The sequence below is a fragment of the Pedococcus ginsenosidimutans genome, assembly GCF_039544395.1.
Lineage (GTDB): Bacteria > Actinomycetota > Actinomycetes > Actinomycetales > Dermatophilaceae > Pedococcus > Pedococcus ginsenosidimutans.
The window spans coordinates 120045-145000 of sequence record NZ_BAABLO010000005.1; the positions used below are offsets into that span (position 1 = coordinate 120045).

Below are 24956 nucleotides of genomic sequence, written 5' to 3' on the forward strand. Positions count from 1 at the left end.
GCGTCAGGCCCCCCACCGGTAGCGGCGCTCGGGGCGCCCGGCCGAGCCGTAGCGCAGCGTCACCTCGGCTTGGCCGATGCTGCAGAAGTACTCCAGGTAGCGCCGCGCGCTGACCCGGCTGAGGCCCACCTGCTCGGCCGCCTCGGACGCGGACAGGTTGCCGTCCGCTGCCCGCAGCGCCGACTCCACGAGCCGGGCCGTCTGCGGGCTCATCCCCTTCGGCAGGGCGGCGGCGGGGGCGCTCCCGCCCCGGGACAGCACGCGGTCGATGTCCTCCTGCCCGCGCACCTGCGCGGCGGCGAGCGCGTCTCGCTGCGCGGCGTACCGCTCGAGGCGTTCGCGCAGGTCCTCGAAGCCGAACGGCTTGAGCACGTAGTCGACGACGCCCTGGCGCAGGGCGCCGCGGACCGCGTCGGCCTCCTTGGCGGCGGTGATCACCATGACGTCGCAGTCGTGGCCGGCCCGGCGCAGCTCGCTGAGGACGTCGAGGCCGAACTGGTCGGGGAGATAGAGGTCGAGCAGGACGAGGTCGGGGACGAGCTCACCGGCAGCGGTGACCGCGTCCGCGCCGCTGTGGCAGGTGCCGACGACCTCGAACCCGTCGACGCGCGAGACGAACCCGGTGTGCACGCGCGCCACCATGAAGTCGTCGTCGACGACCAGGACACGGATCACCTCGAGGCCCCCGCCGTGGTCGCCACCGGGGTGATGCCGAGCTGCGCCACGAACACCGCGCCGCCCTCCGGCGACCTTGCGAGCTGGACCTCGCCACCCCGGCGCTGGCACACCAGGCGGGTGAGCGCGAGGCCGATCCCGCGGTCGCCGGCCGTGGCCGCCTTGGTCGTGAAGCCGTGGGCGAAGACCTCCTGCGCCACCTCCGGCGGCACCCCCGGGCCCGAGTCGGACACGCGGACCTCGACGCTGGAGGCGTCCTGGCGGATCGTCACCTCGACCCACTGGCCGGTGGCGGCGCCCCCCGGGCCGCTGCTCACCGCGTCGATGGCGTTGTCGACGAGGTTGCCCACGACGGTCGCGACGTCGGCCGAGTCCTCGGGGTCGAGGCGGTCGAGGGAGGTCTCGTCCGACACCCGCAGGTCGGCCCGACGCTCCGAGGCGAGCGACGCCTTGGCCATGAGCAGGGCGGCGACGGCGGGGTCGCGCACCCGGCTGTTGACGAGCAGGTCGAGGGACTGGCGGCGTTCGGTGACCGCGTCGACGTAGCGCACCACCTCGTCGTACTCGCCGAGCTGGATGAGGCCGCTGATGGTGTGCAGCTGGTTGGCGAACTCGTGGGTCTGGGCGCGCAGCAGCGACGTGGTGCTGCGGAAGGACCCGAGCTCGCGCTCGAGGTTGGCCAGGTCGGTGCGGTCGCGCAGGGTGGTGACCGTGCCCAGGTGGCGGCCGTCGCGGGTGACGCGCATGCGGTTCATGACCAGTACCCGGCCGCGGCGGATGACGACCTCGTCGCGGGGCCCGCCCTCGTCGTGGACGTCCTCGCTGCCGGGGTCGTTGCCGTGGTCAGTGCCCGGGTCACCGCCGTCCGGGCCGGTGCCGGTGAGGACGTCGAGCAGCCGTCCCTCCACGCGCAGGTCCCGCAGGCTCATGCCCGCGGCGTGTTCCGGGAGGTCGAGCAGGCGGCGGGCGACGTCGTTGACGAGGGTGATCCGCTGGTGCGGGTCGAGGGCGACGACCCCCTCGGCGATGCCGTAGAGCAGGGCCTCGCGGTGCTCGGCGAGGCCGGTGATCTCGTGCGGCTCCAGCCCCAGGGTCTGGCGCTTGATGCGCCGCGCGAGCAGCCACGAGCCGGCGACCCCCAGGGCCAGCGCGATACCGAGGTAGGTGAGCAGGTAGGAGGAGGCGCCGCGCAGGCGCTCCCAGATGGAGGGGAAGTCCTCGGTGATCATCACGGTCCCGAGGTGCTCGCCGACGTGGCCCTTGGCGAGGCTGAGGACCGGCACCTGGCTGGCCAGCACCCGGTCGCCGTCGAGCTCCATGACCCCCGACCAGCTCGCGCCGACGCCGACCGACCTCGCACCGAGCGGCAGCGGCCGGGTCTCCATCGAGGGGTCGGTGGAGACGCGGACGCTCTCGTCCTCGTCGGCGATGGTGACGGCGGTGACGCGCGACTGGGTCACCGTCTGCAGCGCGAGGGTCGCGAGGCCGGTGCGCTGCTCCGGCAGGTCGAGGTTGTAGAGGACGAGCGGGTTGGCGGCGAGCTGCTCGGCGAGCGCGGAGACCCTGCGCCCCTCGACGCGGTTGAACGTGGCCTGGGACTGGGCCAGCGAGACGGCGCCCACGCTCACGAGGACGACCGTGATGATGCCCAGCTGGAGGAAGAGCAGCTGCCCGGCCAGCGTCCGCCGGCGCAGTGCGCGCATGACCACTATGAACTCAACCTTCTCTGGTGACACAAGGGCGACGAATCGCCCGCCGGGCGAGCACGATCATCCCGCTCGACCCACTCCACGCGAAAGAGGCCTCAACGATGAGAGCTCGATTCACCGGTCTGGCTGCTGCGGCAGCCGTGGCCTCCACCTTCCTCGTCGCAGCCTGCGGCGCCACCGCCGACAAGGGCTCCGCCGGCTCGGCCGGCAACGACGGCAAGCCCGCCAGCGGCCTGCAGCTCATGGTCCCGAACTCTCCCGGCGGCGGCTACGACACCACCGCGCGGACCGCGGCCAAGGTGCTCGAGTCCTCGAAGATCACCAGCTCGGTGCAGGTCTTCAACCTCCCCGGCGCCGGTGGCACCGTCGGCCTGCAGCGCGTCGTCAACGAGAAGGGCAACGGCAAGCTGGCCATGCAGATGGGCCTCGGCGTCGTCGGCGCGGCCTACACGCAGAAGTCCAAGGCCACCCTCAACGACACCACCCCGATCGCCAAGCTGATCGAGGAGGCCGGGGCGATCGTGGTCCCGAAGGACTCGCCGTACAAGACCATCGACCAGCTCATCGCCGCGTGGAAGGCCAACCCCAAGAAGGTCGCCGTCGGCGGCGGCTCCTCCCCGGGTGGTCCCGACCACCTGCTGCCGATGCAGCTGGCCCAGGCCGTGGGCATCGACCCCAAGCAGGTCAGCTACGTGTCGTACGACGGTGGCGGCGAGCTCCTCCCCGCGCTGCTCGGCAACAAGATCGCCTTCGGTGCCAGCGGTTTCGGCGAGTTCCTCGACCAGGTCGAGGCCGGCGACGTGCGCGTCCTCGCGGTGACCAGCGAGAAGCCGATCCCTGCGCTCAAGGACGTCAAGACGCTCAAGGACCAGGGCATCGACCTGGTGTTCACCAACTGGCGCGGCATCGTCGCCCCTCCCGGCATCTCCGCCGCCGACAAGAAGGTCTGGATCGACGCCCTGACGAAGATGCACGACTCGAAGGCGTGGAAGGACGAGGAGGCCACGCGTGGCTGGACCGACGCCTTCGCGACCGGTGACGAGTTCGGGACCTTCCTCAAGGAGCAGGACACCCAGGTCGCCGAGATCCTCAAGCAGCTCGGCCTCGCATGAGCCAGCAGCACCCCGAGACCATGGAGACCGGCACGTCCGACCCGGTGGCTGCGCCCGGTGCGACCACGGGGGCGACCACCGGGGCGACCACCGGGGCGACCACCACGGCGGGCGCGACCGGCGGCACCAGGGACCGCGCGCAGTACGGCCTGTGTGCCGGGCTCGCCGCACTCGGCGCGTACGTGCTCTTCGACGCGAGCCGCCTCGGCGCCGTGTCGAGCAGCAACGACCCGCTGGGCCCCAAGCCCATGCCGATCCTGCTCGGGGTGCTGCTGCTCGTCGTCTCCGCCTTCTACGCGGTCGACATCGCCCGCGGTGGGCACGGTGAGGCCGAGGAGGGCGAGGACGTCGACCTGTCGACCAGCGTCGACTGGCGCACCATCGGCATGCTCATCGCCGCCTTCGCCGTGAACGCGCTGCTCATCGAGCCCCTCGGCTGGGTGATCAGCGGGGCCCTGCTCTTCTGGGGCTCGGCCTTCGCCCTCGGCAACCGGCACCACGTCCGCGGCCTCGCTGCCGGCGTCGCGCTGTCCCTCATCACGTTCTACGTCTTCGCCATCGGCCTCGGCGTCAACCTGCCTGCGGGCATCCTCCAGGGAATCCTCTGATGGACAACATCACCAGCCTCATCGGCGGGTTCGGCGACGTGCTGTCGCCCATGAACCTGCTCATCGCCCTGCTCGGCGTGACCGTCGGCACGGCCGTCGGCGTGCTGCCGGGCATCGGACCGGCCATGACGGTCGCCCTGCTCCTGCCGATCACCTACGGCATGGAGCCCGTCCAGGGCCTGATCCTGTTCGCCGGCATCTTCTACGGCGGCATGTACGGCGGCTCGACGACCTCGATCCTGCTCAACACCCCCGGCGAGTCCGCGTCGGTGGTGACCGCCATCGAGGGCAACAAGATGGCGAAGGCGGGACGGGCCGCCCAGGCGCTCGCGACCTCCGCCATCGGGTCGTTCATCGCCGGCACCATCGGCACGCTCGGGATCGTCTTCCTCATGCCGCAGGTCGCGAAGTTCGCGATCAGCCTCGGTGCCCCCGAGTACCTCGCGATCATCCTGCTCACGTTCACCGGCGTCACCGCCGTGCTCGGCGCCTCGCGGGTCCGCGGCCTCGCGTCCCTGCTGGTCGGCCTGACCATCGGCGTGGTCGGCATCGACTTCGTCACCGGCCAGCAGCGGCTCACCGGCGGCCTCCCGCAGCTCGCGGACGGCATCGACGTCGTCGTCGTGGCGGTCGGCATCTTCGCCGTGGGCGAGGCCCTCTGGGTCGCCGCGCACCTGCGCCGCAAGGCGGGCGAGGTCATCCCCGTGGGTCGTCCGTGGATGGGGCGCAGCGACTGGTCGCGCTCGTGGAGGCCGTGGCTGCGCGGCACCCTGCTCGGCTTCCCGTTCGGCGCGATGCCTGCAGGTGGCGCCGAGATCCCGACCCTGCTGTCGTACACCGCCGAGAAGAAGCTGTCGAAGCACCCTGAGGAGTTCGGCAAGGGCGCCATCGAGGGCGTCGCCGGTCCCGAGGCCGCCAACAACGCCTCGGCCGCCGGCACGCTCGTGCCCATGCTCGCGCTCGGCCTGCCCACCAACGCCACCGCGGCGATCATGCTCGCCGCCCTCCAGGGCTGGGGCATCGAACCCGGGCCGCTCCTGCTCACCAAGGAGCCGGCCATGGTCTGGGCGCTCATCGCGAGCCTGTTCGTCGGCAACACGATGCTGCTGCTGCTCAACCTGCCCCTCGCCCCGGCCTGGGCCAAGCTGCTGCAGATCCCGCGCCCCTACCTCTACGCGGGCATCCTGTTCTTCGCCTCCATGGGTGCGTATGCCGTGAACTCCCAGCCGTTCGACCTGTGGCTGCTGCTCGCGCTGGGGCTGCTCGGGTTCGCGATGCGGCGGTTCGGGCTCCCGGTGCTGCCGCTCATCGTGGGCGTCATCCTGGGGCCGCTCGTGGAGCGCAAGGGGCGCCAGTCGCTGCAGCTCACCGGTGGCGACATCTCCGGCCTCGTCGGGGGCCCGGTGGCCTGGGTCTGCTACGTCCTCATCGTGGTCGCCCTCGCGTGGCCCGTCGTCGGGCTGGTCCGCAGCCGACGTCTCACCACCTCGGAGGCCTGACATGACCGTTCTCGTGGGTTTCGTGCCCAACCCCCTGGGTGAGTCCGCGCTCACCGCCGCCGTCGCCGAGGCGCGCCGGCGCGGTGAGCGGCTGCTCGTGGTCAACATGTCCCGCGACGACGTCCTCGTCGACGCCCGGCGTGCCGGCGAGGAGCAGCTCGAGCGGGTGCGGCGCGACCTCGACGAGCTCGCCCTCGAGTTCGAGGTGCGCCAGATCGCCGAGGGTGGTGACGCGGCCGAGGTCATCCTCGACGTGGCCCGCGAGGAGCAGGCGTCGGTCATCGTGATCGGCCTGCGCCACCGGACCCCGGTGGGCAAGCTGCTCCTCGGCTCGGCCGCCCAGCGCATCCTGCTCGACGCGGACTGCCCCGTGCTCGCGGTCAAGGCCGTCTGAACCATGGCCTCCACCGCCGACCTCTACGACGAGCACGGGGAGGACCTGCAGTCCTGCTCGCTCCAGCTGCGCCACCACGGTGCCCATCTGGTCTTCGAGGGCGTGGTGAGCACCGTGCGGTGCCACCGCGACAACGCCCTGGTCAAGGCTGCCCTCGCCGAGCCCGGCCACGGGAAGGTGCTCGTCGTCGACGGCGGCGGCTCCCTCGAGTCGGCGCTCATGGGTGACCTCATCGCGGCCTCCGCGGTCCGGAACGGCTGGGCGGGTGTCGTCATCCACGGCGCCGTCCGGGACGTCGCCGCACTGCGCGAGCTGCCTCTCGGTGTGCTCGCGCTCGGGTCCAACCCGCGCAAGAGCGCGAAGGACGGCATCGGCGAGCGGGACGTCACGGTGTCGTTCGGCGGGGTCGACTTCGTGCCGGGCCGGCAGCTGTGGGCCGACGAGGACGGGATCCTGGTCACCTGCTCCTGACCGAAGGTCTGGGGTTGGTCAGGAACGTGGCACTTCCGCCCCATCCGTCACACTTTCGGGGCTACCCTCGGCCCGACCCGAGGAGCCTCCATGACCATCTCGCGCCCCCGCCCCGCCGCGATCGCCACCCTCACCGCAGTGCTCGCCGCGGCGGTCACCGCAGCCTCGGTCGCCCCCGCTGCGGCCGGAACCACCGCCTCACACGACCTCGAGCGCGCCGCCTCGACGACGGGGGTGCCGCGCACCACCGCCGCCTCCACGTCGCTCGCGCCCCTGGCCACGAACAGCCGTGCGGCGAGCCGCTCGACCGCCACGGCGTCCACCGGCACGACCACCGCCACGACCGCCGACCTCACCTCCAGCATCGCGACCAAGCTCGCGTCCCGGGCGAAGGACACCCGGCTCGGTACGGCGTGGAGCGGCCAGGTGGTCGACCTCGCCACCGGTCGCGCGGTGTGGTCGAGGAACACGACCACCACCCGAATCCCGGCGTCCAACGAGAAGCTGGTCACCGCGTACGTCGCCCTGAAGTCCCTGGGCGCCGGGGCGACGCTGACCACCACCGTGCTCCAGGGCAGCCGCTACAAGAGCTCGATCTACCTCAAGGGCGCGGGCGACCCGACCCTCACCTCGGCCCGGCTCAAGGCGATGGCGTCGACGACCGCCAGCGCGGCCAAGGCGCAGGGCATCACCACCGTCAAGGTCCTCGTCGACGACTCGCTGTTCCCCGCACCGGTCAACGCCACCGGGTGGAAGGCCGAGTGGGTGCCCTCGGAGGTCGCCCCCGTGCGCGCCCTGGTCGTCGACCAGGTCAACGTCATGGACACCTCCGTCAACGCCGGCTACGTGCTCGCCAACCAGCTCCGGTCCTACGGCCTCACGGTCAACGGCGTCGGCCGGGCCGTCGTGGAGAGCGGGTCGACCACCCTGGCCCGGTCGACGTCACCCAGCGTCGGGTCGATGGTCCAGGCCATGCTCAACGTGAGCCAGAACGACTACGCCGAGGCGCTGTTCCGGCTGGCCGCCCTCAAGCGGGGGTTCACCGGCGACTGGACCGGCGCCCGGGCCAACGCCATGCAGGTGCTCCAGCGCTACGGCGTCTACACCAAGGGCCTCGTCTTCTACGACGGCTCGGGGCTGTCACGCTCCGACCGCATGCCGGTGACGACCGCGCTCTACCTGGTCAAGAAGATGCGCACCCAGCCCGACGTCAACAGTGTCGTGTTCGCCTCGTCGGGCATGCCGGTGGCCGGGGTCTCCGGCACGCTGGAGAACCGCTTCACCACCGCACCGACGAGCTGTGCCCGCTCCATCGTGCGCGCCAAGACGGGCAGCCTGGACGACGTCGTCACCCTGAGCGGCATCGCCCAGGGCAAGGACGGGCGCGAACGGCTGTTCTCGCTGCTGGTCAACGCCAACACCGCGACGGACTCGGCGCGCGCCGCGGTCGACGCCCTCTCCGCCACCTCCACCGGCTGCTACTGAGCCACTCGCCGGTCGGTCGCGCCGCTCGCGACAGGTCGGTCTCGCATGCGAGACGGTATGGCGCGCGCACGGCTCCCGCGGCGTGGGTCGCTGCGCTGCAATGAGAGACATGACCGCCACCGCCTCCACCCCTGACACGTCGAGCAGCAGGTCGGCCGCGACGGTGACCGTGGGGACCGGCCCCCTGTCGTTCGAGGACGTCGTCGCCGTGGCACGGCACGATGCCCGGGTCGAGCTCTCCCCGCAGTCCCTCGCCGAGGTGCGGCGCACCCGCGCCGTGATCGACGCGCTCGCGGACGACGACCAGGCCCACTACGGCGTCTCGACCGGCTTCGGTGCCCTCGCGACCCGGCACATCCCTGTCGAGCTGAGGGCGCAGCTCCAGCGCTCGCTCGTCCGCTCGCACGCCGCGGGCTCCGGGGCCGAGGTCGAGCGCGAGGTCGTGCGCGCCCTCATGCTGCTGCGCATCTCCACGCTCGCGACCGGACGCACCGGCATCCGCGAGGAGACGCTGTCCACCTACGTCGCCATGCTCAACGCAGGCATCACCCCCGTGGTCCACGAGTACGGATCCCTGGGCTGCTCGGGCGACCTCGCGCCGCTCTCGCACTGCGCCCTGGCCCTGATGGGCGAGGGTGTCGTGCGGGACGCGGCAGGGGAGAAGATGCCCACGGCGGAGGCGTTCGGGGCCGCCGGGATCACCCCGGTCGAGCTGCGCGAGAAGGAGGGCCTGGCCCTCATCAACGGCACCGACGGCATGCTCGGCATGCTCGTGCTGGCCATCACCGACCTGCGGATGCTGCTCCGCGTCGCCGACATCACGGCCGCCATGAGCGTCGAGGGCCAGCTCGGGACCGACGACGTCTTCGCCGCCGACCTGCACGCACTGCGGCCGCAGCCGGGGCAGGCCCTCTCGGCTGCCAACCTGCGGAAGGTCATGCAGGGCAGCGGGATCCGCGACAGCCACCGCGACCCGGAGGCGTGCACCCGGGTGCAGGATGCCTACTCCCTGCGCTGCTCGCCGCAGGTGGCCGGAGGTGTCCGCGACACGGTGGAGCACGCCGCGCGCGTGGCCGGGTACGAGCTGGCCTCCGCCGTCGACAACCCGGTGGTGACGCCTGACGGGCGCGTGGAGTCCAACGGCAACTTCCACGGGGCGCCCGTCGCCTACGTCCTGGACTTCCTCGCGATCGTCGCGGCCGACCTGGCCTCGATCTCCGAGCGCCGGACCGACCGGTTCCTCGACGTCTCCCGCAACCACGGGTTGCACGCGTTCCTCGCCGACGACCCGGGAGTCGACAGCGGCCACATGATCGCGCAGTACACCCAGGCAGCGATCGTGTCCGAGATGAAGCGCCTCGCGGCCCCCGCGTCGGTGGACTCGATCCCGTCGAGCGCCATGCAGGAGGACCACGTCTCGATGGGCTGGTCCGCCGCCCGCAAGCTGCGCCGCTCGGTCGACGGGCTCACCCGGGTGCTGGCCGTCGAGCTGCTCACGGCGGCCCGCGCCCTCGAGCTGCGCGCGCCCCTGACCCCGGCGCCGGCCACGGCGGCCGTCGTCGCGGCGCTGCGAGCTGCAGGCGCCCCGGCCCCCGGGGCGGACCGGTTCCTGGCCCCCGAGATCGAGGTGGCGGTCCAGCTCGTGGCCAGCGGCGAGGCGCTCGCCGCGGCCGAAGCCGTCACCGGCCCCCTCGCCTAGCCCACCCCGTACCCCCGAAGCCCGAAGCTCGAAGGAGAAAGACATGGAAGGCGCCCGTCCCGTCCGCGCCCCGCGCGGTACGGCCCTCACCCACGCCACCCACTGGGGGGCGGAGGCACCGCTGCGGATGCTCATGAACAACCTCGACCCCGAGGTCGCCGAGCGCCCGGACGACCTCGTCGTCTACGGCGGCACCGGCCGGGCCGCGCGCGACTGGAAGTCGTTCGACGCCATGGTCCGCACGCTGTCCACCCTCAAGCAGGACGAGACCATGCTCGTGCAGAGCGGGCGCCCCGTCGGTGTCATGCGGACCCACGAGTGGGCGCCTCGGGTCCTCATCGCCAACTCCAACCTCGTGGGCGACTGGGCGACCTGGCCCGAGTTCCGGCGGCTCGAGCACCTCGGGCTGACGATGTACGGCCAGATGACTGCCGGGTCGTGGATCTACATCGGCACCCAGGGCATCGTGCAGGGCACCTACGAGACGTTCGCGGCGGTGGCGGAGAAGCGGTTCGGCGGGACCCTCGCCGGCACCCTGACCCTCACCGGCGGCTGCGGCGGCATGGGCGGTGCGCAGCCCTTGGCCGTCACCCTCAACGGCGGCGTCTGCCTCATCGTCGACGTCGACCCCGCGCGCCTGCACCGCCGGGTGGAGCACCGCTACCTCGACGAGGTCGCCGAGTCGCTCGACGAGGCCATCGAGAAGTCGCTGCAGGCCAAGGCCGACAAGCGGGCCTGGTCGATCGGTGTGGTCGGCAACGCGGCCACCGTGTTCCCCGAGCTGCTGCGCCGCGGTGTCGCCATCGACATTGTCACCGACCAGACCTCGGCTCACGACCCGCTGTCCTACCTGCCCGAGGGAATCGAGCTCGGGGACTGGCACGAGTACGCGGAGAAGAAGCCCGAGGAGTTCACCGACCGGGCCCGGGCGTCCATGGCCAAGCACGTGCAGGCCATGGTCGAGTTCCAGGACGGCGGGGCCGAGGTCTTCGACTACGGCAACAGCATCCGCGACGAGGCCCGCCAGGGTGGCTACGACCGGGCGTTCGACTTCCCCGGGTTCGTCCCCGCCTACATCCGGCCGCTGTTCTGCGAGGGGAAGGGCCCGTTCCGCTGGGCGGCGCTCTCCGGAGACCCCAAGGACATCGCCGCCACCGACCGCGCGGTGCTCGACCTCTTCCCCGACAACGACCGGCTCCACAAGTGGATCCGGGGGGCGCAGGAGCGGATCGCGTTCCAGGGCCTGCCTGCCCGCATCTGCTGGCTCGGCCAGGGTGAGCGTGACAAGGCCGGCCTGGCGTTCAACGAGCTCGTCCGCACCGGCGAGGTCAGCGCGCCCATCGTCATCGGGCGCGACCACCTCGACACCGGTTCGGTGGCCAGCCCCTACCGCGAGACCGAGAGCATGCTCGACGGTTCGGACGCCATCGCTGACTGGCCGCTGCTCAACGCCCTGGTCAACACCTCCTCCGGTGCGAGCTGGGTCTCGATCCACCACGGTGGCGGTGTCGGCATCGGCCGGTCGCTGCACGCCGGCCAGGTCTCGCTGGCCGACGGCACCGATCTCGCTGCCCAGAAGCTCGCCCGGGTGCTCACCAACGACCCGGCGATGGGCGTGATCCGCCACGTCGACGCCGGGTACGACATCGCCGAGCGCACCGCCGCCGAGCAGGGCGTCCGCATCCCGATGCGCGAGGGCTGAGGCGCCCCGACCCAACCCCGCCCGACCCAACCCCGCCCGGGCCGCCCCGCCCCGCCTCGCCCCGCGCCGCGCCAACTTTGGGTGTCGCAGCGCGCGCATCCGCGAGCGTTCCGGCCCCCAAGCTCGGGTGGGAGCGGGGCGGAGCTCGGGGTTGGGTCAGGCGGTGGGTTCGGTGACGTCGGCGACCTGGGCGTCGAGCACCCGGACGAGGTCGTCGGCCTGGAGGGTCGCCGCGACGCCGTGGGCGCCGGCCCCGATCGACAGGGGCCGGCCCGTCAGCGTCGCGTCGGCGACGACGGGCCACGCCCGCGTCGACCCGAACGGCGTGATGGTGCCGCGCTCGTACCCGGTGACGTCCTTGGCCGTCGCCGCGTCGGGCATCGACATGCGGTTGACCCCGAGCAGGGCCCGCAGCTTCGGCCAGCTGATCTCGCGTCCGCCGGGGACGAGGACGAAGAGGTAGTCGTCCTCGGCGCGCCGCACGACGAGCGTTTTGACGATGTCGCGGGGCTCGACACCTCGGGCCGCGGCGGCCTCCTCCAGTGAGCCGACCCTGCCGTGGCGGGTGATGGTGTGCGGGATGCCGCTCGCCTCCAGCGCTGCCGCGGCCCGGGCCGCACCGTCGTCGCTCATGGGACGAGGGTAGGCGTCGCGTGCCCGGTACGGCGCGGGGCCGGGGCTTGCGGTCGAGTGGCCGAGAGTTCCGTGCTGAGTACGGCACAGGGCCGGGGCTTGCGGGCGAGTGGCCGAAAGTTCCGTGCTGAGTAGGGCGCGGGGCCGGGGCTTGCGGGCGAGTGGCCGAAAGTTCCGTGCTGAGTAGGGCGCGGGGCCGGGGCTTGCGGGCGAGTGGCCGAAAGTCCGGGGCGCCCTCACCAGCCGCGGAAGGGGCTGCGGAGGCGTGGACGCGCCCTTGACACGGTTCCACGCCCCGGCCACCCTGCTCGGTGGTGACACGAGTCACCAGTCCCTCGACGAAGAGGTGCCCCGTGCCCCACCACCCCTTGCCAAGCCGTCGCAGGCAGTCCCGTACCCCGGTGCTCGCCCTCGCGGCCGTGGCGACGCTCGCGCTCGGCGGCCTCGTGGCCCCGAGCGCCCACGCCGCGGCCGCCGCGCCGACTGCCCCCGCCGCACCGGCGGCACCCACCGACCCGGCGGCACCGGCGCTCGGCCCGGCGGTCACCGTCTTCGACCCGAGCATGCCGGTGTCCAGGATCCAGGCCGAGATGGACGCGTTCGCCGCCCAGCAGGTCGACAACGAGATGGGCACCGCCCGGCACGCGTTCCTCTTCGAGCCGGGGACCTACGGCACGGCGGCCCAGCCCCTGCAGGTGAGGGTCGGCTACTACACCGAGGTCGCCGGCCTCGGAGCCTCACCGGGTGACGTGACCATCAACGGCAAGGTCGAGGTCTACAACCGCTGCCTCGGTGACGGCGGCACCAGCAACTGCATCGCCCTCGACAACTTCTGGCGGACCTTGTCCAACCTCACCCTCCACGTGGACGCCACCGGACAGGACGGCTGCCGCGCCTCGGCGAACTTCTGGGCGGTGTCGCAGGCCGTCTCGATGCGCCGGCTCGACATCAGCGGCGCCAACCTGTCGCTGATGGACTACTGCACCGCCGGACCGCAGTACGCGAGCGGCGGCTTCATCGCGGACTCACGGATCCCGTTCACCATCAACGGTTCCCAGCAGCAGTGGTTCACCCGCAACAGCGAGGTCGCCGGGTGGAGCAACGGCGTGTGGAACGCCGTCTTCTCGGGCGTCGTCGGCGCGCCCGCCGAGACGGGATACCCCGACCCGCCCTACACGACACTCGACCGCACCCCCGTGAGCCGGGAGAAGCCGTACCTCTTCGTCGACGGGCAGGGCCGGTACGCCGTGCGGGTCCCGTCCGCGCGCCGCGACAGCCGGGGGGTCTCCTGGGCCCAGGGCCTGACGCCGGGGCGCACCGTCGCACTCGACAGGTTCTTCGTGGCGAGCCCGTCGACGCCGGTGCAGGAGATCAACAACCAGCTGGCCCGCGGGCTCGACCTGCTCCTGACGCCCGGTGTCTACGACATCGACCGGAGCATCAGCATCAAGCGCCCGGGGACGGTCGTGCTCGGCCTGGGGCACGCCACCCTGACCGCGGTCGGTGGGGCAGTCCCCCTCACGGTCGCGGACGTGCCCGGGGTCGTCGTCGCCGGCGTCACCATCGACGCGGGGTCGGTCGAGTCGCCGGCCCTGCTGCGCGTCGGCACCCGCCACGGCAACAACGGTGTCCCCCACGAGGCCTCGAGCGACCCGACGACCCTCTCGGACGTCTACTTCAGGGTCGGCGGACCGCACGTCGGGCGCACCCGGACCGCCCTAGAGGTGAACAGCGACGACGTCCTCGTCGACCACACCTGGGTCTGGCGGGCCGACCACGGGGTGGAGCCCTTCACCGCCGGGGTGAGTGGCGACACCGACCGTTGGCGGACCAACACGGGGCTCAACGGCGTGGTCGTCAACGGTGACGACGTCACCGCCACGGGCCTGTTCGTCGAGCACTTCCAGCAGCACAACGTCGTCTGGAACGGGGAGCGCGGCACGACGATCTTCTTCCAGAACGAGCTGCCCTACGACCCGCCGACCCAGGCCGACTGGGACCACGACGGGGTCCGCGGCTGGGCCGCGTACAAGGTGGCCGACGGAGTGACCAGCCACCGGCTGTACGGCGGCGGGTCCTACGTCTACAACCGCAACGACCCGTCGATCCACACCGCGAACGGCTTCGATGTGCCGCAGGCGCCGGGCGTGCGTCTGCACCACCTGCTCACGGTCAACCTCGGTGGCGGCGTGCTGGACCACGTGGTCAACGGCGTGGGCGGGGCTGCCGACACGACCAAGGTCGGGGTGCCGGTCTTCGTCACGGACTACCCGGCCCCGTAAGCGCTCAGGCCGACCCCCGGACGACGAGGCGCAAGGTGTCGTCCGGGGGCGGTCCTGCCGTCCCGGAGTGGTCGAGGGCGGCCACGACGGCGGCTGCGAGGTGTCGCGCCTGGGCGTCCAGGGACTGCGCGACGGTCGTCAGCGTCGGCACCGAGAACTGCGCCGCGGTGGTGTCGTCGACTCCCACCACGGCGAGCTGGTCGGGGCAGGCGACGCCCTCTTCCCGGGCCGCGGCGAGGACCGCGAGGGCGACGTCGTCGTTGTAGGCGGCCACCCCGGTGACCGGGGCGTCCCCGTCCCGCCAGGTGCGCAGCGCCGTCCGCGCCGCCTGCGTCGTGAGCTCGACCGGGACGACGACCGGGGCCGGCAGCCCCGCCTCGGCGCACGTCGCCCGGACACCCGCGAGCCGCAGCTCGGCGAACAGCCGGACGCGGGAGTCGGTGGGGGCGGCGTAGCCGAGGACCGTGCAGCCCCTGGCGACCAGGTGGGTGGCCTGCAGCCTCCCGATGCGCTCCTGCGTCGCGGCGAAGACGTCGGGGACGTCTCCCGAGAACGGTGACTCGATGGCCCGGATCCCCGCCCGCTGCATGGCTTCCCGGTCCTCGCGCGTGAACCCCAGGACCCCCACCACGGCCAGGGGCGTGACGGTGCGCCACAGCTCGCGCAGCGGCCGGCCGGACCGGGCGTGGTGGACCAGGAGGGTGAGGCCACGCTGCGCCAGCTCACCGGCGAGGTGGTCCAGCAGGGTGTCGACGGCCGGCCCGAGCGGCCAGTCCGGGAGGACGTAGAGGACGAGGTCGCTGCGCCCGGTGCGCAGCGTGCGCGCGGCGACCGAGGGGTGGTACCCGAGCCGGTCCGCCGAGGCCCGCACGCGGGCGCGCGTCTCGTCCGAGACCCGGACCCCGGGGGTGTCGTTGAGGACGTAGCTGACCGTCGTCCGCGAGACCCCGCTGTCGCGTGCGACATCGGCGCTGGTCACGCTCTCCACCCGAACCTCCCGGCCGTGCTCGTCCTGGCCGCCAGCCTAGTGAGCGGCACCCGCCCGCCGGGCCGGGTCGGCTCCGCCCGACGGGCCGGCTCCGCCGGAGTGGGCTGGACGCCACAGGAGCTCAGCGCAGGAGCAGGTTGAGCACCACCGTCAGCGCGACCGAGAGCAGCACCGACACCAGGATCATGGCCAGGCACCCCGGGGCCCCGCCGAGGGGGCGCACGTCGACGCTTCCGATTCGCATGGACCGTGTCTACCCCAGGTGCCGGTCCCGACGCCCCGCGTCTGCCATCCGAGACGGTATGCGGGGCGAGCCGGGCACGCGCGTCACGTCCCTGGTGTGGAATGGTCTGGTTCGCCGACCGCGCCGCGGGTCGGCACCCGTGCCAGCCGAGGTCGTGGAGAGGGCGCCGTGAGCTTCGAGTCGATGTGGGCCGAGCTGGAGCCCGTCGGGCGCAGCGAGCGCTCCGGCGGCTACCGCAGGTTCGCGTGGAGCCGCGCCGACCAGGACCTGCGGGAGTGGTTCGCCGCCGAGTCCGCCCGCCGTGGCCTCGACCTCACCGAGGACCGGATGGGCAACCAGTGGGCGTGGTGGGGCGACCCCGACGAGGCGGTCCGCGCCGGCGACCCGGGGGTCGTCACCGGGTCGCACCTGGACAGCGTCCCCGACGGCGGTGCCTTCGACGGCCCGCTGGGTGTGGTGAGCGCCTTCTCGGCGGTGGACGCCCTGCAGGACAAGGGGTTCCGGCCGCAGCGTCCCATCGGCGTCGTCAACTTCGTCGACGAGGAGGGTGCCCGCTTCGGCGTGGCCTGCGCCGGCTCGCGCGTCATCACCGGGGCGATGACGGCTCGCCGGGCCCGTGGCCTCACCGACGCCGACGGGACGACGATGGCCGAGGCGCTGCGGGCCGCGGGCAGGGACCCCCACGAGATCGGCCGCGACGACGAGACCCTGGCCAGGGTCGGCGCGTTCGTCGAGCTGCACGTCGAGCAGGGCCGGGCGCTCGTCGACCTCGGCGAGCCCGTGGCGCTCGGCACCGACATCTGGCCCCACGGTCGCTGGCGGCTCGACTTCCCCGGGGAAGCCAACCACGCCGGCACCACACGGCTCGAGGACCGCCACGACGCCATGCTGGGGTTCGCGGGCGCCGTGCTCGCCGCCCGTGAGGCGGCCACCACGCACGGGTGCGTCGCGACGGTCGGGAAGGTCGCGGTGACCCCCGGCGGCGTCAACGCCATACCCAGTGCCGTGACCGGCTGGCTCGACGCCCGGGGCGCCAGTCCCCGGGCGGTGCGCAGGGCCGTCGCCGACGTCCGCTCCATGGTCGAGCAGGTCGGGGGAGTCGTCACCGAGGAGTCCTGGACCCCCTCGACGCCCTTCGACGCCTCACTCGGCGCCCGGCTGCGGACCCTGCTCGGCGACGTACCGGTCCTCGGCACGGGCGCAGGCCACGACGCCGGGATCCTCGCCAACGCGGGCGTGCCCACCGCGATGCTCTTCGTCCGCAACCCGACCGGCGTCTCGCACTCCCCCCGCGAGCACGCCGAGCTGCCCGACTGCCTCGAGGGGGTCGCCGCCCTCACCGCGGTGCTCGAGGACCTCGCGGGTGGCCGGAGCCCCCGGGCCGGGGGTCGCGCATGACTGCGTACTGGGTCGAGCACGCCTGGCTGCCCACCGGCCTCGCGACCGAGGTGCGGTTCGAGGTGGTCGACGGCCGGTTCGCCGGGGTCCGTCGCCGGGCGCGGCCGGAGCCCGGCGACGTGCGGCTGCACGGCGTCCTGCTTCCCGGCCTCGCCGACGCGCACAGCCACGCCTTCCACCGTGCGCTGCGGGGCCGTACCCATGGCGACGGGGGCAACTTCTGGACCTGGCGCGAGCAGATGTACGCCGTGACGCGGCACCTCGACCCCGACACCTACCACGCGCTCGCGCGGGCGGTCTTCGCCGAGATGGCGCTCGCGGGGATCACCGTCGTCGGCGAGTTCCACTACCTCCACCACGAGGCGGGTGGCCGCCGCTACGCAGACCCCAACGCCATGGGGCACGCGCTCGTCGAGGCTGCTCGCGAGGCGGGGGTGCGGCTGACGCTGCTCGACACCTGCTACCTCGCCGGCGGCCTGACCGGCGACGGCCACCTGCCCCTGGACGACGTGCAGGAGCGGTTCTCCGACGGCGACATCGACGCGTGGGCCTCGCGGGTCGCGGCCCTCGAGCCGGATGCGACGACACGGGTCGGCGCGGCCGTGCACTCCGTGCGCGCCATACCCCGCGACCAGCTCAAGCCGCTCGCCGAGGTGACCCGCGGGCGCCATGTCCACGCCCACGTCAGCGAGCAGCCCGGCGAGAACCTCGCCACCCAGATGTTCTACGGCGCCACCCCGACGCGCCTGCTCGCCGATGCCGGGCTGCTGGGCGAGAGGTTCACCGCGGTCCACGCCACCCACCTCACCGACGACGACACCGCCCTCCTCGGTGCGCACCGGGCCACCGCGTGCTTCTGCCCCACGACCGAGCGCGACCTCGCCGACGGGATCGGCCCGGCGAGGGCCCTGGCCGACGCCGGGGTGCGGCTGACCCTCGGCTCCGACCAGCACGCCGTGATCGACATGTTCGAGGAGGTGCGGGGTCTGGAGATGCACGAGCGCCTCGCGAGCAACGAACGGGGCCGGTTCACTGTGGACGAGCTGATGCGGGCGGCGAGCGTCGACGGCTACCGCAGCCTGGGGTGGTCCGAGGGCGGCACGATCGCGGACGGCGGACCCGCCGACTTCGTCCTCGTGCGCACCGACACGGTCAACACCGCCGGGTCGAAGGCCGGCCAGATCCTCTACAGCGCAACGCGTTCCGACGTGGACCTCGTCGTCGTCGGGGGCGAGGTCGTCGTGCGCGACGGACAGCACCGCCTCGGCGACGTGGCGGCGCTGCTGACGTCCTCGCTCGCTGCGGTGCGGGAGCACCGGTGAGCAGCACCGTCGTCACGGGCATCGGGGAGCTCGTCACCTGCGACGGCACCGGCGCCGACGGCCTCGGCGTGCAGGCCGGCGCAGCCGTCGTCGTCGAGGACGGCCTCGTCGCGTGGCTCGGGCCACAGGCCGCGGCACCAGCGGCCGACCGGCGCCTCGACGTCGGGGGCCGGGCGGTGCTGCCTGGTTTCGTCGACTCCCACGCCCACCTGGTGTTCGCCGGCGACCGTGGTGACGAGTTCGCGGCCCGCATGGCCGGGACGCCCTACGACGGCGGCGGGATCGGGGTCTCGGTGGCGGCCACCCGCGCCGCGACCGACGACGAGCTCCGCGCGCTCCTGGCCGGCCGCGTCGCCGAGATGCGGGCGCAGGGCACCACGACGGTCGAGGTCAAGAGCGGTTACGGCCTCACCGTCGAGGACGAGGTGCGAGCCCTGCGCATCGCCCGTGAGCTCACCACCGAGACGACGTTCCTCGGCGCGCACGTGGTGCCGGCGGAGTACGCCGCCGACCGCGCCGCGTACGTCGACCTCGTGACCGGCCCGATGCTCGAGGCGGTCACGCCGTACGCCCGCTGGGTCGACGTCTTCTGCGAGCCCCACTCCGCCCACGCCTTCACCGCCGATGAGGCGCGCGCCGTGCTGACGGCGGGGCGCGCGGCAGGGCTCGGGCTGCGCGTCCACGGCAACCAGCTCGGCCCCGGGCCGGGGGTGCAGCTCGCCGTCGAGCTCGGCGCGGCCAGCGTCGACCACTGCACGTTCCTGTCCGCCGCTGACGTCGACGCCCTCGCCGACGCGGCCGGCACCACGGTCGCCACGCTGCTCCCGGGCGTCGAGTTCTCGACCCGCTCGCCCTACCCGGATGCCGCGGCGCTGCTGCGCGCCGGGGTCGGCATCGCCCTCGCCACGGACTGCAACCCCGGCACCTGCTACTCGTCCTCGATGCCGTTCGTCATCGCGCTGGCCGTGCGCGAGATGGGGCTGACGCCGGGACAGGCCGTGTACGCCGCCACCGCCGGGTCGGCCCGCTCGCTGCGCCGCGACGACATCGGCAGGCTCGCCGTCGGCGCGCGTGCCGACCTCACCGTCCTCGACGCCCCCTCGCACGTGCACCTGTCCTACCGCGCCGGCGTGCCGATCGCGCGCACCCTCGAGCTCGAGGCCTGAGGGTGGCCGTCCCGACCCGCCGGCGCGGTGCCGGCCTGCTGGCCGCAGCCACGGCAACCCGCCCACGCCGTGCCGGCGTCATCACCGCGGCGACCCTGATCGCGGTCGTGGTGCTCGTCCTCGCCGATGCCCTCGTCCTCACCGGCCGGGTGCCACGGCTCGACGTCACCCCCACCGGGTCCGGCGCCGGGAGGACCTACCTGCTCGTCGCCTCCGACTCGCGCGAGCGGCTCGACGCGGCCGACCGGAGCCGCTACGCGGACGCCAACCAGCCCAGGGGTGAGCGCGCCGACCTCGTCCTGCTCCTGCGCGCGCCGGAGGACGGCCCGGCGCGCCTGTACTCCGTGCCGCGCGACCTCTACGTCGGCGAGCAGCGCAAAGTCCCGCACCGGCTCGGGCTGGCGCTGGCGGACGGGCCGCAGGCGCTGGTCGACAGCCTCTGCACCGACGTGGGGGTGGGGGTGGACCACGTGGTGGTCGCGGACTTCGACGCCCTGGTCGGCCTGATCGACACCGTCGGCGGGATCCCGGTCACCGTCGCCGAACCGACCCGCGACCGGAGGGCGCAGCTCGACCTGCGCGGGGGCACGCAGCGCCTCGACGGCCGGCAGGCCCTCGCCTGGGTGCGCTCGCGCCACCCCCAGGTGCTGCGGGGCGGGACGTGGGTGGCCGACCCCGCGGCTGACCCCACCCGCTCGACCCACGCGGCCCAGGTGCTCGGCGGGGTCAGCGCCGCCCTCGACGACCCGGTGACCGTGCAGCGGGCCCTGTGGGCTGCCGGCCCGAGCCTGCGCCGCGACCACGGCCTCGGGTTGCCGCAGCTCCTCAGCATGGCCAGGGCCCTGCGCGGCGCGGCGGCGGCAGGGGTGGTGACCGTCCCGGCGCAGCTCGAGGACACCACGGTGCCTTTCGCCTTCGTCACCGACGCCACCACGGCCGCCCTGCGCCCGCTCAGGTCACCCGGCTGCGCCACGGGTTGACTCGGCCGTTCGGTCGGACCGGATTGCGCCCAGACGCAAGAAATGTCGGATTGGCGGCGCAACGGCCCGTCGGCCCGATACTGTCACCGCGCGAGCACCGCACCTGCCCGCCCAGACACCACGAACCCACGAGGAACCCATGCCTTCTGCCCGCTTCCGCCTGTCCGCCGCGGCTGCCGTCGCCGTCCTCGGCGCCGGCCTCTTCCTGGCCGGTCCGGCCAGCGCGGCCCCCGGCACCACGATCACGCTCGACCCGTCCGACGTCGTCATGTCCGACGAGGTCCTCAACGCCTCGGGCACCTGCGCCCCGGGCAGCCTCACCGCCGTCGTCACGGTCTCCCAGAACGGCACCGAGGTCGCCCGCGAGAGCGTCGACGTCGCCAAGGTCGACCTCTCCTACTCCGCCGACCTCGACGTGTCCAAGGGCACCTTCGGCGCGGCCAACGCCACCGTCACCTGCTTCCGCTACGACGAGTCGGCGCCCCTCGGCACCGCGTCCGCCCAGTTCCTGCTGGCCTCCGACCTGCTGTTCGACGAGATCGACGTGACGGTCAACCCCTCGACCGTCGCGATCGGCTCGAAGTTCACGGTCACGGCCGCCTGCGCCCCCGGCACCACCACCGCCACGGTGATGGCCGGCGTCGGTGACAACGACAACCCGTTCCTCGACGAGACCGTCACCCCCGCGGCCGACGGCACCGTGTCCTTCACCGGCACCCTGGAGCCGGGCACCGAGAACCTCGAGCCCGGTGACGCCGGCGCGCTCGTCGTCTGCGGCGACATCGACAACCCCGACGCGCTCGGCTTCGGCGAGTTCACCATCACCGCCGCCCCCGCCTCGGCCATCCCGGCCGCCGTGCCCGGTGCCGCTCCCGCGGCAGCTCCGGCCGCTCGCCCCGAGCTGGCTGCCACCGGTTCGGACAACGGCCCGCTCGCCGGCCTCGGCGGTGCGCTGCTCCTGCTCGGTGTCGGCGCGCACGTCCTGCGCCGCCGCGCGGACCTCAAGGCCTGACCCGCTCCAGCACACGAGTGCCGCGCACCCCGGTGGGTGCGCGGCACTCGTGCGTCAGGACCGGGTACGCCCCGTCCAGGGTCGGGACCTGCTCAGGCGTCGCCCTCCTGCATGGCCTTGGGGAGGTGGCCGGAGGACTTCGCGTAGTACTGCGCCGCCTTGCGAGTCATGGCCACCTTGGCCGCGCCGGCCGCCAGCCCCGTGAGCGCGGCGAACGCGACCGCGTCCCTCCACGGCGTACGGGGGTCGCGCGGGTCGAGGGTCGCGTCCTTGCCGGCCTTCTTCCAGATGGTCGTCACCAGCTTGTTCGCGACGATCCCGGCCAGCACCGCCGACCCCGTGCCCATCACTCGCCACACCATCGGGCCCATGTCGTCCTCCAGCTCGTTCGTCCGCGTCGCAGGTCGGTCCCGAGGAACCGTCCCCTGCTCTCTCCCACCACCCTGTCACGGAGGAGTAGCGTGTGCCACGTAACGACAGGGGAGCGCGAGAGCGCTGAGAGTGCGGGCAACCGCAGACCCTCACACCTGATCCGGTTCGCACCGGCGTAGGGAGTCGAGAATCTCGAGCACCTGTCGGCCTCCGCGGGTGCGGTCGCCGACCGGTGCGACCCCCTCGAACCTCCATGGATCTCGAGAGGACCACCATGAGCACCACCAGGACCCCCGCGGTCACCACGCCCCGTCGCGGCAGCCTGCGCGCCACCGCCCCCCTCATGGGGTGGCGCACCGTCGACCTGCTCACCGTCGCCTTCCTCGGTGCCGCCCTCGGCATCGCGTACTGGGGGTGGGGCCTCGCGTACGAGGCGCCCGCCAAGGGCCTCGCCGCCGTCTTCCCGCCGTTGCAGGGCATCACCGGCGCCCCCTGGCTGGTGGCCGGGGTGGTCGGGGGCCTCGTCGTCCGCCGGCCCGGGGCGGCCCTCGCCTGCGAGGTCGTCGCCGCCGTCGTCTCGATGCTCCCCGGCACCCAGTGGGGTGCCGCGACCCTCGTCTCCGGCATCCTGCAGGGCCTCGGTGCCGAGATCGGCTTCCTGCTCCTCGGGTACGGCGCGTTCGGCCTCGGCGCTGCGCTGCTCGCCGGTGCGCTCGCGGCCCCGCTCGAGGCGCTGTACGAGTGGCAGGTCTACTGGACCGACTGGGGCATGGGCTACAAGGTCGTCTACGCGCTGATCCTCACCGCCGCCGGTGCCGTCGTCGCCGGGGGCATCGGCTGGCTGCTCACCAGGGCGCTGGCGGGGGCCGGGGCGCTCGGCGCCTTCCCCGCCGGCCAGGAGGCGCGGGAGTCGCGCGCTGTCTGAGCACCCCGGCCACGTCGAGGTCAGGGGGCTGGCCTGGCGCCCGTACGGTCGCCGCGACCCGGTCATCCCCGGCCTCGACCTGACGGTCTGCGCGGGACAGCGCGTCCTGCTCGTCGGCCCCAGCGGCTCGGGCAAGTCGACGCTGCTGCGCGCCCTCGCCGGGGTCCTGGAGGTCGCCGACTCCGGCGAGCGGTCGGGCAGCGTGCTGCTCGACGGGGCGCCCCCCGGCGAACGGGCCGGGGCCGTGGGCCTGGTGCTGCAGGAGCCGGGGGCGGGCGTCGTCTCGGCGACCATCGGCCGTGACGTGGCCTTCGGCCTCGAGAACACCGGCGTGCCGCGCGAGGCCATGCCGGCACGCGTGGCAGCGGCCCTGGCGGCCGTGGGCCTCACGATGGCGCAGGACACCCCGACCCACGCGCTCTCCGGTGGCGAGCAGCAGCGCCTGGCGCTGGCCGGCGCCCTGGCCCTCGAGCCCACCCTGCTGCTGCTCGACGAACCCACGGCGATGCTCGACCCCGCCACCACCGCCTCGGTCCGCGACGTCGTGGACGAGGTGACCGCCGCGCGGGGGCTCACGACCGTCGTCGTGGAGCACCGGCTCGGGCCGTGGGTCGAGGTCGTCGACCGCATCCTGGTGCTGGACTCGACCGGCCACCTCGTCGCCGACGGCGACCCGCACGAGGTCCTCTCGAGGCAGGGCGAGGAGCTGGCGGCGCAGGGGATCTGGGTGCCCGGCACACCTGGTCCGGAGCCGAGGCCGGTCGCGCCCGGCACCTTCGGGCCCGGTCGCCTCGGGGCCCACGTCGTCGCGCTCGACGCCGTCGCGGTGCGCGTGGAGCGGTCGACGAGGCGCCTCGACGGCTCCACCCGCACCAGTGTGGCCGTCGACGACCAGTGGCTCCAGGTCCGCGCGGGGGAGGGGCACGCGCTCGTCGGGCCCTCCGGGGCGGGCAAGTCGACCCTCATGCTGGCGCTCGCGGGCTTGCTGGAACGCCAGGCGGGCGAGGTGCGGGTCCACCCCGACCTCGCCGTCGCGGGCCGCCGGGACCCCGCCGACTGGGACACGGTCGACCTGGCCCGCACGCTGGCCTGGGTGCCGCAGTGGGCCAGCTCGACCATCGTCGCGACGAACGTCCTCGACGAGGTCATGACCACGTCCCGCGCCCTCGGGCTCGTCGAGTCCGAGGCCCTGGCCCGGTGCCGCGCCCTGCTCGACGTCCTCGGGCTCGCGCACCTGGAGCAGGCCGACCCGCGCCACCTGTCCGGGGGTGAGCAGCGTCGGCTCGCCATGGCCTCGGCCGTCGCCCACCAGCCCGCGGTGCTCCTGGCCGACGAGGCCACGGTGGGCCAGGACCGCCACACCTGGGCGGCCGTGATGGGGCTGCTCGAGGGGCTGCGCGACGCAGGGTCGGCCGTGGTCCTGACGACCCACGACGCGGGCGCCGTCGACCGCGCCGACCGGGTGACCACCGTGGGGCGCCCCGTCCAGCCGCCCGAGCCGCCGACGCCGCGCCGGCCCCTGGTCGCGCGGGCCGGCCCGCTGTCGCTGCTCGGCGCGGCCCTGCTCGGGGTGCCCGCCGGGGTGGCGTCGCCGCACTGGACCACGAGCCTGCTCGTGCTCGCCGTACAGGTCGCGCTGGCGGTGCTCGCGCTGAGCGCCCCCGCGGGGGCGGTACGCGGCGCGGGCCGTGGACCTGCACCGAGGGGGCGGGCCACCGGGGTCGCCCTGCGCCTCGTGCCGGGGCTGCTCGGCGCGGTGTCCGTCGCCTGGTCGACCTGGCTGCTCGGCAACCGTGACCTCGACGTCGTGGCCACGGCCGGGCTGCGGGTGCTGGTCATCGTGCTGCCGTCGGCGGTGCTCGTCCAGCACGTCGACGCAGACGCCCTCGGCGACCACCTCGCCCAGCGGCTGCACCTCCCGGCGCGGCCGGTGGTGGCCCTGGCCGCGGCGCTGCAGCGGGTCCACACGTTCGGCGACGTGTGGACCGAGATCTCGCGGGCACGCCGGGTCCGCGGCATCGCCGCGACCGCGCGCTCGCCGCGGTCGGTGCTCGCCGAGCTGTGGGCCCTGACCCTCGGGATGCTGGTCCGCTCGCTGCAGGCCGCGGCGGCGCTCGCCGTGGCCATGGACGCCCGTGGTTTCGCCACCGCGTCCCGCCGCACCTGGGCGCAGCCGGCGCCCTGGCGACGGGCCGACGCGGTCGTGCTGCTGCTGGCACTCGCGCCCCTCGCCGTGGCGCTGCTCGCCCCCTGACCGCTGCCCGGCCACCGGGCTCCGGG

The 24956-nt window shown here is 73.7% G+C and carries 22 protein-coding genes and 1 riboswitch; of the genes, 16 read left to right on the top strand and 6 right to left on the bottom strand.

Annotated features, from left to right (window positions below; genetic code table 11):
* Positions 1-3 precede the first annotated feature (3 nt).
* Both ABEA42_RS09500 and ABEA42_RS09505 read right to left on the bottom strand, forming a co-directional pair.
* Positions 4-675 (bottom strand): response regulator, encoded by a 672-nt coding sequence (locus tag ABEA42_RS09500; protein ID WP_345502786.1) that lies wholly within the window; start codon positions 673-675, stop codon positions 4-6.
* Entirely contained in the window at positions 672-2378 is a 1707-nt protein-coding gene (locus ABEA42_RS09505) for a sensor histidine kinase (RefSeq protein WP_345502788.1), read from the bottom strand. The genes ABEA42_RS09500 and ABEA42_RS09505 overlap by 4 nt, the downstream gene beginning before the upstream one ends.
* A gap of 107 nt (positions 2379-2485) precedes the next feature.
* Here ABEA42_RS09505 and ABEA42_RS09510 point away from each other — a divergent pair, with 107 nt between their 5' ends.
* The 8 genes from ABEA42_RS09510 to hutU all read left to right on the top strand — a co-directional run bounded on the left by ABEA42_RS09510 (position 2486) and on the right by hutU (position 11354).
* Complete coding sequence (locus ABEA42_RS09510; RefSeq protein ID WP_345502790.1) at positions 2486-3496, top strand: Bug family tripartite tricarboxylate transporter substrate binding protein; 1011 nt, start codon at positions 2486-2488, stop codon at positions 3494-3496.
* Entirely contained in the window at positions 3493-4104 is a 612-nt protein-coding gene (locus tag ABEA42_RS09515; protein WP_345502791.1) for a tripartite tricarboxylate transporter TctB family protein, read from the top strand. Before ABEA42_RS09510 ends, ABEA42_RS09515 begins: the two co-directional genes overlap by 4 nt.
* The gene (locus tag ABEA42_RS09520) at positions 4104-5603 is read left to right on the top strand and encodes a tripartite tricarboxylate transporter permease (RefSeq protein WP_345502793.1); all 1500 of its coding nucleotides are present in this window, start codon (positions 4104-4106) and stop codon (positions 5601-5603) included. Before ABEA42_RS09515 ends, ABEA42_RS09520 begins: the two co-directional genes overlap by 1 nt.
* A gap of 1 nt (position 5604) precedes the next feature.
* Entirely contained in the window at positions 5605-5997 is a 393-nt protein-coding gene (locus ABEA42_RS09525) for a universal stress protein (protein WP_345502795.1), read from the top strand.
* A 3-nt stretch (positions 5998-6000) separates the two neighbouring features.
* Positions 6001-6468, top strand: a complete 468-nt coding sequence (gene rraA / locus ABEA42_RS09530; protein ID WP_345502797.1) for a ribonuclease E activity regulator RraA — start codon at positions 6001-6003, stop codon at positions 6466-6468.
* Positions 6469-6558: 90 nt separating this feature from the next.
* Positions 6559-7953, top strand: a complete 1395-nt coding sequence (gene dacB, locus ABEA42_RS09535; RefSeq protein WP_345502798.1) for a D-alanyl-D-alanine carboxypeptidase/D-alanyl-D-alanine endopeptidase — start codon at positions 6559-6561, stop codon at positions 7951-7953.
* Positions 7954-8062: 109 nt separating this feature from the next.
* A complete protein-coding gene (hutH, locus tag ABEA42_RS09540; protein ID WP_345502800.1) occupies positions 8063-9652 on the top strand; it encodes a histidine ammonia-lyase in 1590 nt (529 codons plus the stop codon).
* A gap of 43 nt (positions 9653-9695) precedes the next feature.
* Positions 9696-11354, top strand: a complete 1659-nt coding sequence (hutU, locus tag ABEA42_RS09545) for a urocanate hydratase (protein ID WP_345502801.1) — start codon at positions 9696-9698, stop codon at positions 11352-11354.
* Between the two features lie 156 nt (positions 11355-11510).
* On the opposite strand, the gene ABEA42_RS09550 is transcribed toward hutU, so the two are convergent.
* Positions 11511-11987 carry an aminoacyl-tRNA deacylase gene (locus ABEA42_RS09550; RefSeq protein WP_345502802.1) on the bottom strand — a complete coding sequence of 159 codons (477 nt, stop codon included), beginning with the start codon at positions 11985-11987 and terminating at the stop codon, positions 11511-11513.
* A 401-nt stretch (positions 11988-12388) separates the two neighbouring features.
* Here ABEA42_RS09550 and ABEA42_RS09555 point away from each other — a divergent pair, with 401 nt between their 5' ends.
* On the top strand, positions 12389-14269 hold the full coding sequence (locus ABEA42_RS09555) for an adenylyl cyclase (protein ID WP_345502803.1): 1881 nt from the start codon (positions 12389-12391) through the stop codon (positions 14267-14269).
* 4 nt (positions 14270-14273) lie between these two features.
* On the opposite strand, the gene ABEA42_RS09560 is transcribed toward ABEA42_RS09555, so the two are convergent.
* Together ABEA42_RS09560 and ABEA42_RS09565 are read right to left on the bottom strand one after the other, a co-directional pair.
* Positions 14274-15248, bottom strand: coding sequence for a LacI family DNA-binding transcriptional regulator (locus ABEA42_RS09560; RefSeq protein WP_345502805.1), 975 nt, complete (start codon positions 15246-15248; stop codon positions 14274-14276).
* A gap of 130 nt (positions 15249-15378) precedes the next feature.
* Entirely contained in the window at positions 15379-15501 is a 123-nt protein-coding gene (locus tag ABEA42_RS09565) for a hypothetical protein (RefSeq protein ID WP_345502807.1), read from the bottom strand.
* Positions 15502-15684: 183 nt separating this feature from the next.
* Here ABEA42_RS09565 and ABEA42_RS09570 point away from each other — a divergent pair, with 183 nt between their 5' ends.
* From ABEA42_RS09570 to ABEA42_RS09590, 5 genes are all read left to right on the top strand, one after another.
* Positions 15685-16899, top strand: a complete 1215-nt coding sequence (locus ABEA42_RS09570; protein WP_345503037.1) for an allantoate amidohydrolase — start codon at positions 15685-15687, stop codon at positions 16897-16899.
* Positions 16896-18221: a formimidoylglutamate deiminase gene (locus ABEA42_RS09575; protein WP_345502808.1), complete on the top strand. Its 1326-nt coding sequence runs from the start codon at positions 16896-16898 to the stop codon at positions 18219-18221. Before ABEA42_RS09570 ends, ABEA42_RS09575 begins: the two co-directional genes overlap by 4 nt.
* A complete protein-coding gene (gene hutI / locus ABEA42_RS09580) occupies positions 18218-19387 on the top strand; it encodes an imidazolonepropionase (RefSeq protein ID WP_345502810.1) in 1170 nt (389 codons plus the stop codon). Before ABEA42_RS09575 ends, hutI begins: the two co-directional genes overlap by 4 nt.
* Before the next feature lie 2 nt (positions 19388-19389).
* Entirely contained in the window at positions 19390-20367 is a 978-nt protein-coding gene (locus tag ABEA42_RS09585) for an LCP family protein (protein ID WP_345502811.1), read from the top strand.
* 139 nt (positions 20368-20506) lie between these two features.
* Complete coding sequence (locus ABEA42_RS09590) at positions 20507-21379, top strand: LPXTG cell wall anchor domain-containing protein (RefSeq protein ID WP_345502813.1); 873 nt, start codon at positions 20507-20509, stop codon at positions 21377-21379.
* 92 nt (positions 21380-21471) lie between these two features.
* Here the strand turns inward: ABEA42_RS09590 and ABEA42_RS09595 are convergent, their stop codons facing one another.
* A complete protein-coding gene (locus tag ABEA42_RS09595; protein WP_345502814.1) occupies positions 21472-21741 on the bottom strand; it encodes a DUF4235 domain-containing protein in 270 nt (89 codons plus the stop codon).
* A gap of 106 nt (positions 21742-21847) precedes the next feature.
* A riboswitch (TPP riboswitch) is annotated at positions 21848-21950 on the top strand.
* A gap of 75 nt (positions 21951-22025) precedes the next feature.
* Here ABEA42_RS09595 and ABEA42_RS09600 point away from each other — a divergent pair.
* Both ABEA42_RS09600 and ABEA42_RS09605 read left to right on the top strand, forming a co-directional pair.
* Positions 22026-22676, top strand: a complete 651-nt coding sequence (locus ABEA42_RS09600) for an ECF transporter S component (RefSeq protein WP_345502816.1) — start codon at positions 22026-22028, stop codon at positions 22674-22676.
* Entirely contained in the window at positions 22564-24930 is a 2367-nt protein-coding gene (locus tag ABEA42_RS09605) for an ATP-binding cassette domain-containing protein (protein WP_345502817.1), read from the top strand. The genes ABEA42_RS09600 and ABEA42_RS09605 overlap by 113 nt, the downstream gene beginning before the upstream one ends.
* The last annotated feature ends 26 nt before the right edge of the window (positions 24931-24956 follow it).